General features: G+C 41.6%; 18 protein-coding genes. 13 read left to right on the plus strand and 5 right to left on the minus strand.

The window, feature by feature from the left end; translation table 11 throughout:
- Nucleotides 1-361: 361 nt before the first annotated feature.
- Nucleotides 362-496 carry a hypothetical protein gene (locus MKX41_RS05985; protein ID WP_340969096.1) on the minus strand — a complete coding sequence of 45 codons (135 nt, stop codon included), beginning with the start codon at nt 494-496 and terminating at the stop codon, nt 362-364.
- A gap of 209 nt (nt 497-705) precedes the next feature.
- Between MKX41_RS05985 and MKX41_RS05990 the strand changes: the two genes are divergently transcribed.
- The 5 genes from MKX41_RS05990 to MKX41_RS06010 are packed head-to-tail and all read left to right on the plus strand — an operon-like array spanning nt 706 to nt 5363.
- The gene (locus MKX41_RS05990; RefSeq protein ID WP_340969097.1) at nt 706-1719 is read left to right on the plus strand and encodes an ABC transporter substrate-binding protein; all 1014 of its coding nucleotides are present in this window, start codon (nt 706-708) and stop codon (nt 1717-1719) included.
- Nucleotides 1720-1741: 22 nt separating this feature from the next.
- Nucleotides 1742-2749: a FecCD family ABC transporter permease gene (locus MKX41_RS05995; protein ID WP_445671305.1), complete on the plus strand. Its 1008-nt coding sequence runs from the start codon at nt 1742-1744 to the stop codon at nt 2747-2749.
- Entirely contained in the window at nt 2742-3779 is a 1038-nt protein-coding gene (locus MKX41_RS06000; protein WP_340969099.1) for a FecCD family ABC transporter permease, read from the plus strand. The genes MKX41_RS05995 and MKX41_RS06000 overlap by 8 nt, the downstream gene beginning before the upstream one ends.
- Before the next feature lie 19 nt (nt 3780-3798).
- Nucleotides 3799-4599 (plus strand): alpha/beta hydrolase, encoded by an 801-nt coding sequence (locus MKX41_RS06005; protein WP_340969100.1) that lies wholly within the window; start codon nt 3799-3801, stop codon nt 4597-4599.
- Between the two features lie 20 nt (nt 4600-4619).
- Complete coding sequence (locus tag MKX41_RS06010) at nt 4620-5363, plus strand: alpha/beta hydrolase (protein ID WP_339270826.1); 744 nt, start codon at nt 4620-4622, stop codon at nt 5361-5363.
- A 67-nt stretch (nt 5364-5430) separates the two neighbouring features.
- On the opposite strand, the gene MKX41_RS06015 is transcribed toward MKX41_RS06010, so the two are convergent.
- Nucleotides 5431-5964, minus strand: coding sequence for an SRPBCC domain-containing protein (locus MKX41_RS06015; protein ID WP_340969101.1), 534 nt, complete (start codon nt 5962-5964; stop codon nt 5431-5433).
- Nucleotides 5965-5982: 18 nt separating this feature from the next.
- The gene (locus MKX41_RS06020) at nt 5983-6315 is read right to left on the minus strand and encodes an ArsR/SmtB family transcription factor (RefSeq protein WP_340969103.1); all 333 of its coding nucleotides are present in this window, start codon (nt 6313-6315) and stop codon (nt 5983-5985) included.
- A 343-nt stretch (nt 6316-6658) separates the two neighbouring features.
- Between MKX41_RS06020 and MKX41_RS06025 the strand changes: the two genes are divergently transcribed.
- The 7 genes from MKX41_RS06025 to mnhG all read left to right on the plus strand — a co-directional run bounded on the left by MKX41_RS06025 (nt 6659) and on the right by mnhG (nt 13252).
- Nucleotides 6659-7297, plus strand: a complete 639-nt coding sequence (locus MKX41_RS06025; protein ID WP_256716289.1) for a universal stress protein — start codon at nt 6659-6661, stop codon at nt 7295-7297.
- Between the two features lie 126 nt (nt 7298-7423).
- A complete protein-coding gene (locus MKX41_RS06030) occupies nt 7424-10288 on the plus strand; it encodes a Na+/H+ antiporter subunit A (protein WP_340974826.1) in 2865 nt (954 codons plus the stop codon).
- Complete coding sequence (locus tag MKX41_RS06035; protein WP_076282807.1) at nt 10288-10626, plus strand: Na(+)/H(+) antiporter subunit C; 339 nt, start codon at nt 10288-10290, stop codon at nt 10624-10626. Before MKX41_RS06030 ends, MKX41_RS06035 begins: the two co-directional genes overlap by 1 nt.
- A complete protein-coding gene (locus MKX41_RS06040; RefSeq protein ID WP_340969105.1) occupies nt 10623-12101 on the plus strand; it encodes a Na+/H+ antiporter subunit D in 1479 nt (492 codons plus the stop codon). The genes MKX41_RS06035 and MKX41_RS06040 overlap by 4 nt, the downstream gene beginning before the upstream one ends.
- Nucleotides 12102-12106: 5 nt before the next feature.
- Nucleotides 12107-12580, plus strand: a complete 474-nt coding sequence (locus MKX41_RS06045; protein ID WP_042187625.1) for a Na+/H+ antiporter subunit E — start codon at nt 12107-12109, stop codon at nt 12578-12580.
- Nucleotides 12580-12873, plus strand: a complete 294-nt coding sequence (locus MKX41_RS06050) for a Na(+)/H(+) antiporter subunit F1 (protein WP_042187626.1) — start codon at nt 12580-12582, stop codon at nt 12871-12873. Before MKX41_RS06045 ends, MKX41_RS06050 begins: the two co-directional genes overlap by 1 nt.
- Complete coding sequence (mnhG, locus tag MKX41_RS06055; protein ID WP_076282804.1) at nt 12848-13252, plus strand: monovalent cation/H(+) antiporter subunit G; 405 nt, start codon at nt 12848-12850, stop codon at nt 13250-13252. Before MKX41_RS06050 ends, mnhG begins: the two co-directional genes overlap by 26 nt.
- Nucleotides 13253-13365: 113 nt before the next feature.
- Here mnhG and MKX41_RS06060 read toward each other — a convergent pair whose 3' ends face one another.
- Nucleotides 13366-13743 (minus strand): PilZ domain-containing protein, encoded by a 378-nt coding sequence (locus MKX41_RS06060; RefSeq protein ID WP_042187629.1) that lies wholly within the window; start codon nt 13741-13743, stop codon nt 13366-13368.
- Between the two features lie 119 nt (nt 13744-13862).
- A complete protein-coding gene (locus tag MKX41_RS06065) occupies nt 13863-14444 on the minus strand; it encodes a TetR/AcrR family transcriptional regulator (RefSeq protein ID WP_340969108.1) in 582 nt (193 codons plus the stop codon).
- A gap of 229 nt (nt 14445-14673) precedes the next feature.
- Between MKX41_RS06065 and MKX41_RS06070 the strand changes: the two genes are divergently transcribed.
- On the plus strand, nt 14674-15933 hold the full coding sequence (locus MKX41_RS06070; RefSeq protein WP_445671306.1) for an MFS transporter: 1260 nt from the start codon (nt 14674-14676) through the stop codon (nt 15931-15933).
- The last annotated feature ends 167 nt before the right edge of the window (nt 15934-16100 follow it).

Below are 16100 nucleotides of genomic sequence, written 5' to 3' on the forward strand. Positions count from 1 at the left end.
CGGCACATTGTATTCGGTTTTTCGCATACATTTGGCTTATTACGTTACCTTCGGCACATTATATTCGGTTTTTCGCATACATTTGTCTTATTTAAGTTAGCGTCGGCACATTGTATTCGGTTTTTCGCATACATTTGTCCGTAAGCTCGACTAAAACATGTATTTTAAGGATTTAAGGTTCGCTCGGTCCGTCATCCCAAAGAGGCGTGTGCTTAATTAAAAACAGGGCTCCCCATGGCCAACAGTTGAATATAGGCCCATCCCTTGAGTTCATTTCACATTTCTCCGCAATCTAGAAATTTTAAAAATTCTATTATAGCAAGCATAAACGCCTTCGGTGTTCTTAATAGGACGGTAGAGTCTAGGCCATTAGCAGACCCAACTGTTTACGAAACTTATTCCGAACTACGACAGAGAGTGCATCTAGCACGACAAACTTTGCCAGAGCGTACGCCTCTTGAAGACCAACCTGCATTAGATGCAGTACATGTGACACGGATGCACCGCCAGCTCCATTTCCTTTTTTAACAATTACGTCATCTGCGGAAATTTCTCCCTTTATAATGATCTGACAATTTACAAAATTTCATATATTTAAAGAAATCTATTGATAATTATTCTCATATGATTTATTATGAAAATGATTCTCATTATCATTACTTTATTTTAAGGAATGATAAAAAAATAGAGATGGGGAGATAGAAAATGAATCAGAAAAAAGTTTTGTTAGCAGGGGTATCAGCGGTTTTAGCTTTGAGTTTGGCGGCTTGTGGTAACAATGAAAAGGATAACGCAGGTTCAAAAAGTGCAAATAATTCCGCCGTAGCAGTAGAGGGAAATGCAAACAACAAAGGAAATACGGCTCAGGAGGCGGTAGCCACTGAACAAACCATTACATATCTAGGCAAGGATTATGTAGTACCTGCAGAGATTCACAATATCGTAGCTGCAAGTCTTGAATCTATGGAAGATGCTGCAATCCTAGGAGTGAAGCCTGTAGGCGTACTTGCTATAGCAAATGCCATTCCAGGTTATCTGTCAACGGAATTAGCTGGTGCATCTTTAGTGGGGGATAAATTTGCTCCAAGCAATGAGGCGATCCTGCAGCTTGATCCAGATGTTATTTTAGGGTCTTCCAAGTTTGGTGAAGATGTGTCGGGTGCGCTTAATAAAATTCAAACGATGATTCCTTATTCACATATATCAACGAATTGGAAAGATAATCTGCTTTTACTAGGTCAATTATCCGGAAAGACCTCAGAAGCAGAAAAGATTATTAGCGATTATGAATCAAAAGCTGCTAGTGCAAAGGCTGACGTTGGAGAAAAGTTGAAAGATAAATCAATTCTAGTTATTCGTATTCGTGAGGGTAGTATGTGTGTGTATCCAGCGGGTGTTTACCTGAATCCGGTTATTTACGAAGATTTAGGTGCTACCATTCCCGAAGTAATAACAACTACTAAAGCTCAAGCTGAGCTTTCACTAGAAGCTTTAGCGGAAATTAATCCGGACTATATTTTCTTGCAGTTTGAGACCAGCGAGAATACGGATAATGCAACGGCACTTGATGATTTACTTAAGAATCCGATCTTCAAAAGCGTAAATGCAGTCAAAAACAATCATGTCTTTGTAAATGCAATTGATCCGTTGGCGCAAGGTGGTACAGCTTGGTCTAAAGTAAGATTCCTGGATGCTGCAATTGAAAATCTCTTGAAGTAAAACCGAAGGTGCGATGAATAAGATGAATACAAAAAATTGGAAAGTTATATTGATCCTATCAACTTCTCCATTATTCATCGTATTAGCAATGGTTGTATCCGTCTTATATGGTGTTAAGGATATTGGAATAGTAACAATCTGGCAGGCGATTACACACTTCGATGCAAATAATGTGGACCACAACATTATTATGACATCTAGATTACCGCGTGTAATCGCCGCTTTATTAGTTGGAGCGGCCCTAGCTGTTTCAGGGGCGTTAATGCAAGGCGTTACACGGAATTATCTTGCATCACCATCAATTATGGGAGTAAATGACGGATCGGCATTTGTTATTACGTTGGCTATGGTGTTTTATCCTGGATTATCGAATGTTCATATGATTCTTTTATCCATGGTGGGTTCTGCTATCGGAGCGGGTTTGGTTTTCGGATTTGGCTCATTGGTCAAAAACGGCTTATCTCCAGTCAGACTAGCCATTATTGGTACTGTAATTGGTACATTTTTAAGTAGTATTGCCTCAGCAGTAGCGATGTTTTTTCAAGTCTCACAAAATGTTAGCGTTTGGTATAGCTCAAAAATACATACCGTAAATCCAGATATGCTAATATTGTCCATTCCTTTTATAATCGTTGGTCTGCTCTTGGCGGTTAGTATTTCTAAATCTGTAATGGTTGCCTCCCTAGGGGATGAAACGGCGATTAGCTTGGGTCAACGGACAAAATGGGTGAAGATTATCATTATTTTATCTGTTATATGTTTGACCGGGACAGCAGTGGCCTTAGTAGGTAAGATTGCCTTTGTAGGTCTAATCATTCCTCATATTACACGTTTTATCGTTGGTATCGACTATCGTTTCATCATTCCTTGCTCAGCAGTCATTGGGGCTGTTTTTTTAGCATTTTGTGATGTCTTAAGCCGGTATATAAACTTTCCGTTTGAGACGCCAATTGGCGTTGTGACAGCCTTTATTGGAATCCCGTTCTTCCTTTATTTAATTCGGGTTAAAGGGGGAGAGCAACGTGGTTAGAGGCAGAATACAGTTTAGTCGCTATATTTTGACGCTACTAGCTTTTATCCTGCTAACACTTGTGGCGGGGTATTTTCATCTAACGAATGGCGCTTTTGATATGTCTGTCATGGATGTGATAAAAACGCTGCTGCGAATAGATCCCAATCCTAAATTTGACCTGGTTATTTTTCAATTTCGACTACCACGGATCATTATTGCGTCATTAGTAGGCATAGGTCTGGGGATGGCTGGAACGGTCATTCAAGGCATTACCCGAAACGGGCTGGCTGATCCAGGTATCCTTGGGATTAATGCCGGTGCCGGAGCTGCCATTGTTGCATTTATGTTTTTCTTTCAGATGTCAGGGGTTACTTTTTTTAAAGAAAGCTGGTTTTCGATACTAGCCATGCCTCTCTTTGGTTTTGTGGGGGGGCTTGCCGCAGTTGTGGTTATCTTTATTTTCTCTTGGCGGAATGGTGCACTTGATATGCAACGTTTGATATTGACAGGGATCGCGATAAGCAGTGGTTTTGGGGCGTTGTCGTTGTATCTTTCTCTAAAAATGAATGCAAGTGATTATGAAATGGCTGCGGTATGGAGTGTCGGAAGTATTTACAGCGCGAATTGGACTTATATCATAATGATCACACCTTGGGTACTGATTTTAGGATTTGTGATGTATCGAAAAAGCTATTTGCTCAATTATTTTCAATTGGAGGATTCCAGCACAAAAAGCTTGGGGATCTCCGTAGAAAAAGAAAAGCTAATCTTTCTGTTATGCAGTGTGGGGATTGTAAGTGTCTGTGTATCTGTATCCGGTTCTATAGGTTTTATAGGATTGATGGCTCCTCACATCGCGAGAAGATTAGTAGGGATTAATCACCGCTATATTATGTTATCCAGTGCAGTGGTTGGGATGTTCTTGCTTGTGATCTCGGATTATTTTGCCAAAACATTATTTCAGCCAGCAGAGTTGCCTGTGGGAATAGTCGTTTCCATTATTGGCATTCCCTATTTCTTATATTTATTAGCCAAGTCAAGAGTGTAGGGGAGAGTGAGCAGCACATATGTCAACACAAGTTGAACTCGAACGCACAGAATCATGGAAGCTAGAATCTCAGTATATGGGCTACACGTATGATATAAAGGTCTCAATTCCGAGAGAAGAGGCCCCTGAGAATGGATTTCCCGTCTATTACATGCTCGATGGTAATTCATATTTTCAATTGGGCCGGGATGTCGTGAAATTGCAGTCAAGAAATGCGCCGAAAACTTTGATTGCACCAGCCATCGTGATTGGCATTGGGCATTATGGTTCGGATGATGAGGTCTCCAAAAGAAGATTTTATGATTTCACGCCTCCTGCGAAGCAGTATGTATATCCGGATCGATTGAAAAATGCTGACATAGGACCACATGGAGGTGCTGAAAAGTTACTATCTTTTTTAGAATTGGAATTAATGCCCCTGATCTCTGAAAAATATAGTATCGATCAGCATAAGCAAGTTTTGTTTGGTCACTCATTAAGCGGATTGTTTGTTCTTTGGACGCTGTTTACTCGTGCCGAGCTATTCCAGTATTATTTGGCCTCTAGCCCCTCGATTTGGTGGAATGATCATGAAATCTTGGCGTATGCGGAGGCGTTTTATAAGAAGGGGCAAACGATAAGATCCGAGAAACGAAAGCTATTGATCACAGTGGGCAGTGAAGAGGCATTTATGGTCGATGATGCTAAAGGATTATTTTCGAAATTGTGTGAGTATTCTTTGCCTGATTTGCAGGTTGAACATTACATAGCGCCAGATGAAAACCACGCGTCAGTAGTGCCGACCATCATGAGCAGAGCGTTCCGTATGTTGAATTGTTAAGGAAGGGGCTATGATGCAGGATGATGTTAGGAGAACTTACTACTTTTGAACATATGGGGCGACAAATTATCGCGTATCTCCCTAAAGCATATCATTTGTTTACTGAGCGAAGCTTCCCGGCGGTTTTCTTACAGGATGGCGATTTCTTGTTCAAAGAGTCGATTGCTGATATAGAAAGGGATGTGGAGGAGGGGATTACAGAGCCGGTTATTTTTATCGGGATTGATTCTCAGCTTCGTAATGATGAATATACACCTTGGGAAATGCCTGCACTTTTTAAGGATTGGTCCTTTGGGGGCAAGGGGGATGATTATTTGGATTACGTATATAAGGAACTGGTCCCGCATATAATTCGTTCTTTTCGCATCTCTCATGAGCCGGGCAAATTGGCATTAGGCGGTGTATCACTAGGTGGGTTAATAAGTATGTACGCGATGTACAAGACAGAGTCTGTTTTTGATAATTTTATATTCATATCCGCGTCTGTGTGGTTTAAAGATTTTATACATTATATGGAGACTTCAAAGTTAGATAGAGAATGCAAAGTCTATATGTATGTAGGTGAACAGGAAGGTATCCAGAAGACTAATGCACAGAAGGACATGGTGCCTAATAGTAAACGTGCTTTTGATATTTTAAAAGAGAAGATAGATGGAGCTGATCAGCGGGTGATGTTTGAGACAGATCCATTAGGCACGCATAATGACACGTTTTTTCTGCAATATTTTCCGAGTAGCATCAGGTTCTTATTTCCCGCAAAATGAATAAAAGGACGAGCAGGATAGAGTATCCTTGCATCGTCCTATTTATCTTATCTTATCTTATCTTCTCTTAGCTATGCTTCTGTATATTCTCAAGATGTACGTCCAAATTATCAAAGGTTTGTGAAATACCCGGTAGCATCCCCATATCAATCACTTGTTGTAACGCTTCTGGAGAAGCGTATTTACCGGTGTTAACCAGCTTCGTTTGACCATCCAGCTCGATAAAATCTAGTTGGACTAGTGTCTCGGGCAGATCTTTTGAAATATTACCTTCGGCATCTGAGAACCCGTCCGTGTAAATAATTTGCTCTGGAATCGAAATTTCCCCATAAATCGCCTTACCCCAAGACTCCATACCGTAGAAATCTCCCTGACTCTTATCCTCGCACTTCATGCAATAATGCCAAGTACCTCCTGGACGGAAATCGACATGGCATACGGGAAGTGTCCAACCTTTTGGCCCCCACCAATGCTTCAAATGCTCAGCCTCAGAAAAAGCTTTAAAAACTAGCTCACGTGGAGCTTTAAAAATACGCTCTAATATTAGAGTGCTGCCTTCAACTTTGGATACTAGTTGGTTGGTTTGGTTAGAATTTGTCATTGGATAAATCCTCCTCGTTTACTTTTCATTATCTAATTCCTTGCTTTGTAGCTTCTGCAAATAATCATCCAGTCGATCGTAGCGTTCCTCCCACATATGACGGTAGGATTCTAACCAAGTGTCTAATTCCTTAAAAGGGTCAGGGCGGAGTTTGCAAATGCGCCGATTAGCAACAGCTTGAACTTCAATAAGGCCTGCTTCACTGAGAACACGCAAATGCTTGGACGCTTGAGGCTGCCGCAGCTGAAGACTTTCTGCGATCTCTCCAACGGTTAGGGGGTTCTCGCGTAATAGTTCAACGATCTGCATACGATTAGGCTCTGCTAAAGCACTCATTACGTTAGTATTCATAAACAATCATCACTTCGATTCATTGATTTGATTCGGATTTCATATGACGGGCCATGATGGAGCGACTCAACAGGCCTACTTCCTTGTATTTCCTGTTTGCTTTTAAAATATACCATTAAGTGAATATTCCTGTAAAGGGATATTTAAAATTTTCATTGTATGATAACTTCAAAAGATGGTCATAGTACAAGCATTACGTAGAAATATGTTCCATGATAACCATTAAACTTTACAAAAAACATAGGAATAGATATAATTAAGTATAACTTATCGGTTTTAGATTTACGCAAGGGGCCTAACGCCAGTAGGCTCCTTTTGTATTTCTTGGCCATGTTACAGGAGGGTGAAGGTCATACACAATGAAAAGATTATGGTTTGTGTTCATTATGGTCCGCATGGGGAGCGTTTAATCCGGCGTGGTGTGCAACTATCTGAAATAATAGGGGCCCCATTGTTTGTATTAAATGTCGATAGTTCGGACAATGATGAATATAATCAGAGCAAAGAAATGTATATGACGGTTTGGAAACGTCTTGCCGATGAAGCTGGCGCAGAATTTATCATTCGGAAACGTGAAGGCCGAAAAACAACTGATATTATTGTAGAAGTAGCTGAAAAGAATGAGGTTACACAGATCGTCATTGGACAATCTGCTCAGACTCGATGGCAGGAGCTTACCAAACGCAATTTCATCAATGAACTCATTGGTAAAATGAAAATGATGGATCTGCATGTAGTCGCCGTTCAACGGATGCGCGCCGGGCTGGAAGAAACCCATGAGGAAGGCGTAATCGCCTACCTGGTCAAAATCGGGGATGAGTATCAGCTCAGTGATGAACCTAAGGGAGAGTATTCGCTTAAAGGAAAGTTCTTTCACGAATTACACACAGAATTTGAGAACGGTTTATTCAGAATTGAGCAAGAGGATGGAAAGACTAGATATTTGCATATTTGTGATGGCACATTGACCGATTCTTTATAATCGGCGTGCCCTTATCTTCATGAGGGCCTATTATTAAGGGCCCTTCCAATCATATGATCTTTGGCTTTTGGTAAAAAAGTAAGTACTAAAGTTCACAACTTGATAAGCTCAAGTGGAAAAGGAGGACTGCCTTTGCTGCATGTAATCATACTTGTTCCGTTTCTAATGGCCTTAGTAATCGCACTTTTGACCAAGAGAGCATCCAACCTTCATAGAGGATGGCTTGTTTTCCCCGGTTCACTCGCTTTGTTTGTATATTTTTTAACCCGGATTCCTGTTATTAAAGGAGGGGATTTGGGATATGAAACCGTTTCATGGATTCCTTCCCTAGGCATTGATTTGGTTTTCCATCTGGATGGATTAAGTTTACTGTTCGCTTTGTTAATCACTGGAATGGGTAGTCTTGTAATTATCTATTCGATTTATTATCTAGACAAGCGAAAAGAAGCGTTGACCCCTTTTTATATTTATTTAATGTTGTTTATGGGAGCGATGCTTGGCGTTGTGCTCTCGGATAACTTGATGGTGTTATACGGTTTTTGGGAATTAACAAGTGTCTCGTCATTTCTGCTGATTGCTTTCTGGCATCGGCGGCAAAAATCGCGGTATGGTGCTCTTAAATCTATGTTGATTACCGTATTTGGTGGTTTAGCGATGTTTGCCGGCTTTTTAATGCTGTATGTGATGACAGGCACCTTTAGTATTCGGGAAATTTGGAGCGAGGTTGGCGATATTAGTGGGCATGCGTTGTTTATTCCAGCGATGCTATTAATTCTATTAGGTGCATTCACCAAATCAGCGCAGTTCCCGTTCCATATCTGGCTGCCGGATGCCATGGAGGCACCGACACCCGTCAGCGCATATCTTCACTCAGCAACGATGGTTAAAGCTGGATTGTATCTTGTCGCCCGTTTCAGCCCTATTTTTGCGGGGCAATATGAGTGGTTCTGGGTTGTGTCAGGCGTCGGTTTGATCACCTTGATTTATGGCTCTATCCAGGCGATGAAGCAGACGGACCTGAAGGCTCTATTAGCCTATTCAACGATTAGTCAACTTGGACTGATTATGGGATTGCTAGGAATGGGATCGGCAGCGGCATTTTATGCAGGGGAAGATTCAGTCTTTTACACTGCTGCAACAACAGCGGCTATCTTTCACCTTATTAACCATGCCATCTTTAAAGGCTCTTTGTTTATGATGGTCGGTATAGTTGACCATGAGACGGGTACCCGCGATCTGCGAAAGCTGGGCGGACTGATTTCCATTATGCCGGTTACCTTTACGGTAGCGATGATCGGCAGTTTCTCCATGGCTGGTTTGCCGCCATTTTCAGGATTTTTAAGTAAAGAGATGTTTTTTACAGCTGTCCTGAATATCCGAAACTTGGATATATTCTCTATTCCCTCGTTGTTTACGCTCTTCCCGGTTTTGGCCTGGATTGCCAGCGTGTTTACTTTTGCATACAGTATGATTTTGGTATTCCACACCTTTTTCGGAAAATATCAGCCTGAGAAGCTGGACAAAAAACCGCATGAAGCCCCATTTGGACTTCTGCTTGCCCCGTGCCTGCTAGCAGTGCTGTCTATATTTATCGGTTTTTTCCCGAATATATTATCTAATACACTTATTATCCCTGCAATGAATGCTATTCACCCTATCTTGCAGACCGGGGAACCTTTTGTTGTGAATATCCATTTCTGGCACGGCTTTACACCAGAAGTATGGATGACACTTGGTGTTGTGATTCTTGGTATTACTGTATACCGAATCTATGGCCGCTTAAGTCTGGTCGATAAAGAATGGGGCAGTGGCTACACTTTAAATCAAGTCTATGACGGAGTAATCCGGCTGGTTGAGAAATTGTCTAGATGGGTGACTAGTTCTTATATGACTGGTTCCATGAGACATTATTTAATGTATATTTTTTCCTTCTTGATCGTAACGATTTGCGGTGTCGTCTGGTATTCAGATGCAATTACACTTGGTACGACTGAGTATACTCCTTTTTCTTTGTTTGAGGTTATTGCTGTAATGGTTTTGCTTCTAGGTGCTTTAGCTATTCCGTTTGTGCGTTCCAGAATAACAGCCATTTTGTTAACAGGAATGGTTGGTTATATGGTTACTTTGCTCTTTGTTCTGTTCAGAGCTCCTGATCTGGCGCTTACGCAAATGATTGTTGAAGTGGTATCTGTTACATTGTTCCTATTATGTTTCAGGCATTTGCCTAGGCTGGAAAAAGAGAAGCTCAAACCTCGTGCGCATTTCCTGAAACTAATTATTTCCATCGGGATGGGCGTAACGATGACATTGGTTGCACTTGCTGCTCTAGGCAGTAGTCCGTTCGAATCCATCTCGAAATATTATGTGGAGAATAGCTATACTTTGGGTGGCGGTAAAAATATTGTCAATGTTCTGCTCGTTGATTTCCGCGGCTTTGATACCATGTTTGAAATAACAGTACTAGGCCTTGCCTCACTTGCTATTTATTCCATGATCAAGCTGCAGTTGGATGGAGAGGGTACAGCAGACCAACTGAAGAGGGTTGTTCCCTATAATAAGCCTCGTTATTCCCGAAGTGATGATGTGTTACTGCAAGCGGTAGCTAAAGTAGCATTCGTTATCATTCTGATATTTTCGTTGTTTTTGTTTTTTGCCGGTCATAATAATCCGGGAGGCGGATTTATTGGGGCTTTGATGGCTTCTGCAGGTTTGGTGCTACTTGCTATTACTTTTGGGATGGATATGGTTGAGAAAGTGCTGCCTATTAATTATCGTAAGTTAATTGCGATCGGGATTTCGATTGCTTTTCTTACCGGGGTTGGCTCATTTATATTCGACGTACCCTTCCTGAGCCAAAATTTTGGGTATTTCCAATTGCCGCTTATGGGCAAAACAGAATTAACCACTGCAATGTTCTTTGATCTTGGTGTTTATCTAGCTGTTATTGGTGTCACTATGAATATCATACTTACGATCGGGAGGGATAGCTAATGGAGCTTGTTGTTGCCTTGGCGATCGGCGTATTGTTTACCGTAGGTGTTTATCTAGTCCTTTCCAAAAGCTTGCTACGCATCCTGCTGGGTACTAATTTAATTACCCATGGTGTTCATTTACTGCTACTGACAATGTCGGGTCTCAAGACAGGTGCTCCACCTTTGCTAGGTGAAAAAGCGGAGGCGTATGTAGATCCGTTACCGCAGGCGCTCATTTTGACCTCTATTGTAATTAGTTTTGGAGTAACAGCATTCTTCATTGTTTTGGCATACCGGACTTACCGTTCGACGGGCACGGATGATGTGGAAGGAACCAAGGAGGAGAGACAACAATGAACAACTTGCTAGTGCTGCCTCTGCTGATTCCGGCCTTTACGGCAGTTATACTGATTTTTCTAAAAGACCGAGTGGATCTGCAACGTATTATCAGTGCCGTCAGTGTGTTTTTAAATATATTGGTTTCTGGCATCATTGTGTACCAGGTAAGTACAAAGGGCATCCAGACCCTATATATGGGTGGATGGCTTCCACCTTATGGCATTGTGTTTGTTGCCGATATGTTTGCGGCCTTACTTGTGCTAGTCGGTGCTATTGTTGGTGCGGCATGTCTGTTTTTTTCCTTCGCCAGCATTGGGAAAGAAAGAGAAAGGTTTTATTACTATCCGTTCTTCCATTTTCTATTAACTGGGGTATTTGGCTCCTTTCTCACCGGAGATTTGTTTAATTTGTTCGTCTGCTTTGAGGTCCTGTTAGTTGCCTCGTACGCTTTAATTGTACTTGGTGGCTCCAAAGGTCAACTGAGAGAGACGTTAAAATATGTATTAGTTAACGTGATTTCCTCTTCCTTGTTTGTAGCAACGCTTGCTTATTTATATGCCGCGACAGGAACACTGAATATGGCACATCTATCTATGCGTGTAGCAGAGGCGGGACAAGGCGGTGTAATGAACGTCATTGCGGTCCTGCTGCTGATCGTATTTTCGATAAAGGCAGGTTTGTTGCTCTTTTTCTGGCTTCCGGATTCTTATAGTGCACCACCTGTGGCTGTTAGAGCACTGTTTGGAGCATTGTTAACAAAAGTGGGATTGTATGCCATTACACGTACCTTTACATTGATTTTTATTCAAGAACCGGGACTCACCCATTCACTGATTGCCTGGATGGCGGGAGCGACGATGATCCTTGGTGCAATCGGTGCACTGGCTTACAACGATCTGGGGCGGATTTTTAATTATAATATCATCATCAGTGTTGGATTTATTGCTTTTGGGATTTCTGTCGCGACTCAGGATTCGTTAAATGGTGTAGTGTTTTATTTAATGCATGACATGGTTGCCAAAGCATTATTATTTTTCCTGGGCGGGATGATTATCTCAGCATCGGGCACCGACCGCTTAAAAGAAATGGGTGGTTTAATCCGACGCTATCCGTGGACCGGCTGGATGTTCTTCGTACTGACTTTGGCGTTGGTTGGTGTTCCACCACTTAGTGGTTTCGCTGGAAAAGTGATGATGGTACGTAGCGGATTTGGACAGAATCATGTGGCTCTGGCACTAATTGCACTTGCATCAAGCTTCATAGTGTTATATTCCTTGATCAAGGTATTCCAGCAGGTATTCTGGGGTGGCGAGAAAAGGGAAGAACAAGTCAAACCGCTTCATTATAAAGCTATGATGGCACCGGCAGCTGTTCTGTTCGCGATTGTAATTCTGATGGGTGTAGGTGCTGAGACGGTAAACGGATATGTCAGCCAAGCCGGAGCCGTACTGGCCGATCCAGCATTATACATTAACGCTGTCATGAAGGAGTAGATACTATGGCTTTTCAACTATTATTGAATTTCATGATAGCATTCCTGTGGATGTTTCTGCACAATGATTGGACTGGTCCACGTTTCGTCATTGGTTTCCTGCTCGGTATACTCATTCTGCTCGGAATGCGACGCTTTTGGCCCAGGTTATATCTTGGAAAAGTGTGGGCGATCATTAAACTTATCCTGTTGCTGCTGCGGGAGCTGGTCGTTTCTAGTTATGTAGTGGTAAAAGCCGTTCTAAGACCGGAGCTTAATATACGTCCAGCTATCCTCAAATATACTACAGAGCTGAAATCGGATTGGGAAGTGGCAACGTTAATCACGATGCTCTGCCTCACTCCTGGATCGGTGGTGCTTGAAGTGTCGGATGATAATCGGACATTGTATATTCACGCTATGGATGTTGATGACCCTGCACAGTTCAGAGCAAATATCCGTGATACCTTTGAGCGAGCGATACTGGAGGTGACCCGCTAATGATTCATTTTATTCTTATGCTATCCATTACAATCATGGCTTTAGCTATAGGCGTATGTGCTTGGCGTTTGGTGAAAGGACCTTCTTTACCTGACCGAGTCGCTGCACTAGATACGATTGGAATTAATCTGCTAGCAATGGTGGCCGTGTTATCTGTCTTTCTCCAAACGCAGGCTTTTATAGAAATTATTTTGTTGATTGGAATTCTTTCCTTTATTGGAACGACAGCTTTTGCCAGATATATCGAAAAGGGAGTGGTGCTAGAAAATGGAAATGATCAAGACTACAGGTGAGTTGCTGTTTGCCTTGTTAATTCTTATAGGGGCATTGCTTAGCGCCGTTAGTGCTATTGGTTTGATACGGCTACCTGATGTTTATCTAAGATCACATGCTGCCGCGAAGAGTGCCACTCTCGGTGTTTTATGTGTCTTAGTTGGGGCATTTCTATATTTTGCATTTTTTCAGAATCATATTAGTGCAAAGCTATTACTAGGAATTGTCTTTGTATTTATAACTGCACCTTTATCCGCCCACCTAACAGGCAGAGCGGCATATCGCTCCGGTGTTCCTCATTGGGATCGAAGAATTCAGGATGATTTAAAAGAGGTGCTGGAGAAAGAGCAAGTTATACCAGTAACCCCTGAACGAGATATACCTCAAGAACAAAGGTAGAAGTGTTAGGAATTATCTTGATTTTGAATAACAGCAGCAAAAACTGTAACAAACCCGCGTCTACACGCGGGTTTGTTTTTTTATTAATGGAGTACTATTCTTTTGTTAACATCTCAACGAACCAATATTTTACCTTCTCCAGCGAGCCTGCGTAGCACCCTCGGAAGACACTCAATGTCTGCTTCAGGTATGTCTAATTGAATACCGTAATGGAAACAGTCCTGCTGTTCTCTATTCCATTTTAGAATTCCTTCTAAGTAAATAGATTCATCCGTAAGATTCATTTCCATACCAATCCGTACCAGGTTATTTTCTGGATTAATGTTGAGGGGTAACGATAAGTGGCAGCCTGTTCGACTGATGTTGAACAGTACAGCTCTTACAGGCTTAGAAGGAACCTGGATTCCGTTAATACTAAGAATATGAAGATCAAGGGTTACAGGTTCTTTAAGGGTATATCGAAAAGGTTCAGTTCTGCGATTAGTGTTCATATGCTCCTCCATACTTTTCCATCTACTATAAATTATCGACAGGAAAACAGGATTAGTGAAGAGTTATTAAACATATTAAAGTTTCAAAGTTACAAAAGCTGCATATCTAATTTTTGATTTTATCGTAACAATGTAAGTATTTCTTTTACAGAATTATCTACAAATGATCTTTCAGGACGGGATTTCATGATCACAGTAAGTCCAATTAATGATATGACTAGTGTCTGCGCTAAACTTTTTGCGTTAATAGTTGAATCAAGCTCACCTGAGCGCAAACCTCGATCAATCGTTTCTTGAAATATTACCGAGAGATACATCTGGTGTTCTCTTGTCAGGAGCTCAAATTTCTCATCGTGGGGTGAAAGTTCAACCATCGAATTAATGCAAAAGCATCCCCAGTTCGGATGTTGTCCATATTCTTTTGTCACTATATTTTCGAAAAAGTCACGGAATGCCTCTTTAACAGAAGAAGTATTTTGAAGCTTGTTACGAACATAGGCAGCATGAGAACTCGTATATTTCCGCAACGCAGCTTCAAATAGTCCTTTTTTATCTCCGAAGGTAGAGTAGATGCTAGGCCGCTGAATACCCATTCTTGATGTCAGGTCGCTTAAAGAGGTAGCCTCGAACCCTTTTTCCCAAAATACTTGCATAGCTGCATCCAATGCTTTTTCCTCATCAAATTCACGTGGTCGAGCCATACTAACTCCCTCTTTTCATATCGAACGGTATGATATTATTTTATGGTTTGAAAATTATTATGTCAATAAGAAATGAACGTATAAATAGTCGAATTCTAATTTTCGGTTGTTCTATAAGCTAATCTCTTGACAGTTATCTTTTTTTAGAGTTATATTTGTCAAACGTATTTACGTACTGATTGGTATGTAATGTATGAATTTGATAAAAGTTAATCAGGAGGCGTTATTTTTGGGGGAATCTGTTGAGGAATCGAAAGCTATTATAGCGGATCAAACAGTCAAAAAAACTGAAAAAGTACGAGGAGGGCTTAGAGCGTCGGAACCAGTGCCTGTATCAATAATATCTCGTAATGTGGCACTTTTATTTTCCATCGCCTGCGGAATAGTTGTTGCTAACATTTATTATGCGCAACCTTTACTGGACGCTATTTCGAACGAGTTTGGTATTTCTCATTCATTCGTTGGACTTGTTATTACAATCACTCAAATTTTTTATGCACTTGGACTGTTATTACTAGTGCCTCTGGGTGATCTATTAAATCGGCGTTGGCTGATCGCTGGACAGATGCTTCTATCCGTATTGGCTTTAATTGTCGTTGGTACTGCCACCAGCAGTATAGTGTTGTTCATAGGTATAGCAGCGGTTGGGTTTCTAGCCGTAGTGACACAGACGCTCGTTGCATTCGCGGCAACTTTGGCTGCTCCAGCCGAACGTGGGCGTGTCGTTGGTGTTGTGACAAGTGGAATCGTAATTGGTATTCTACTGGCGCGAACTTTCGCTGGCGTATTAATGGATTTAGCAGGTTGGCGTTCTGTCTACCTTGTTTCCGCGGTATTAACACTAATCATGGCATGTGTATTGTTTCGGGTGTTGCCACATTATGAGCATAAAAGAGAATCATTATCTTACCTACAGCTGATTCGTTCAATGTTCACGTTGTTTGCTCAGGAACGAACTCTTAGAATCCGTGCTGCACTAGCCATGATGATTTTTACTGTTTTCAGTATATTATGGACATCTCTAGTATTACCTCTCAGCGCCCCACCGTTTTCTCTTTCACATACTGCAATTGGAGCGTTTGGTCTCGCAGGTGTTGCAGGCGCGTTAGCAGCAGCGCGAGCAGGTCGCCTCGCCGATCGGGGTTTAGGGCAGAAGACCACAGGTGTAGCCTTGATTCTTTTGCTCATATCATGGTTGCCAATAAGTTATGTTCAACATTCTCTTATTGCATTAATCGTTGGTATTATCCTTCTTGATCTTGCAGTACAAGCCGTACATGTCACCAATCAGAGCATGATCCTTACTTTGCGACCTGAGGCACGCAGTAGGCTTACTGCCGGTTACATGATTTTTTATTCCATTGGCAGCGCCACTGGGTCGATCGCATCTACGAGTATCTATGTTTACTTTGGCTGGAACGGAGTGAGTTTGTTAGGTGCAATTGTGAGTGCTCTGGCTCTTCTTTTTTGGTTATTAACAAAGGAGTAACTGAAGGGATGAATATTCGTGCTGAAAAAATTGTAACACTGATCTCGTATAATTAGGTGCGATTTCTAAGTCTTAACGCTCCAGCCAGGGCTATAGTATTTCATGTCACCTGGCCGTGGGAGCAATTCGAAAAGTTCAATTCAACATGAAAAATATACAAAAAGAAA

The sequence above is a fragment of the Paenibacillus sp. FSL R5-0475 genome, assembly GCF_038004585.1.
Classification (GTDB): domain Bacteria; phylum Bacillota; class Bacilli; order Paenibacillales; family Paenibacillaceae; genus Paenibacillus_AQ.

What these genes read in the sequence shown, in the direction of transcription:
- MKX41_RS06045 (WP_042187625.1), top strand. Translation starts at nt 12,107, where the DNA reads ATGGCTTTTCAACTATTATTGAATTTCATGATAGCATTCCTGTGGATG.
- MKX41_RS06015 (WP_340969101.1), bottom strand. Translation starts at nt 5,964, where the DNA reads ATGACAAATTCTAACCAAACCAACCAACTAGTATCCAAAGTTGAAGGC.
- MKX41_RS06060 (WP_042187629.1), bottom strand. Translation starts at nt 13,743, where the DNA reads ATGAACACTAATCGCAGAACTGAACCTTTTCGATATACCCTTAAAGAA.
- mnhG (WP_076282804.1), top strand. Translation starts at nt 12,848, where the DNA reads ATGGAAATGATCAAGACTACAGGTGAGTTGCTGTTTGCCTTGTTAATT.
- MKX41_RS05995 (WP_445671305.1), top strand. Translation starts at nt 1,742, where the DNA reads ATGAATACAAAAAATTGGAAAGTTATATTGATCCTATCAACTTCTCCA.
- MKX41_RS06065 (WP_340969108.1), bottom strand. Translation starts at nt 14,444, where the DNA reads ATGGCTCGACCACGTGAATTTGATGAGGAAAAAGCATTGGATGCAGCT.
- MKX41_RS06005 (WP_340969100.1), top strand. Translation starts at nt 3,799, where the DNA reads ATGTCAACACAAGTTGAACTCGAACGCACAGAATCATGGAAGCTAGAA.
- MKX41_RS06040 (WP_340969105.1), top strand. Translation starts at nt 10,623, where the DNA reads ATGAACAACTTGCTAGTGCTGCCTCTGCTGATTCCGGCCTTTACGGCA.
- MKX41_RS05990 (WP_340969097.1), top strand. Translation starts at nt 706, where the DNA reads ATGAATCAGAAAAAAGTTTTGTTAGCAGGGGTATCAGCGGTTTTAGCT.
- MKX41_RS06010 (WP_339270826.1), top strand. Translation starts at nt 4,620, where the DNA reads ATGATGTTAGGAGAACTTACTACTTTTGAACATATGGGGCGACAAATT.
- MKX41_RS06050 (WP_042187626.1), top strand. Translation starts at nt 12,580, where the DNA reads ATGATTCATTTTATTCTTATGCTATCCATTACAATCATGGCTTTAGCT.
- MKX41_RS06035 (WP_076282807.1), top strand. Translation starts at nt 10,288, where the DNA reads ATGGAGCTTGTTGTTGCCTTGGCGATCGGCGTATTGTTTACCGTAGGT.
- MKX41_RS06020 (WP_340969103.1), bottom strand. Translation starts at nt 6,315, where the DNA reads ATGAATACTAACGTAATGAGTGCTTTAGCAGAGCCTAATCGTATGCAG.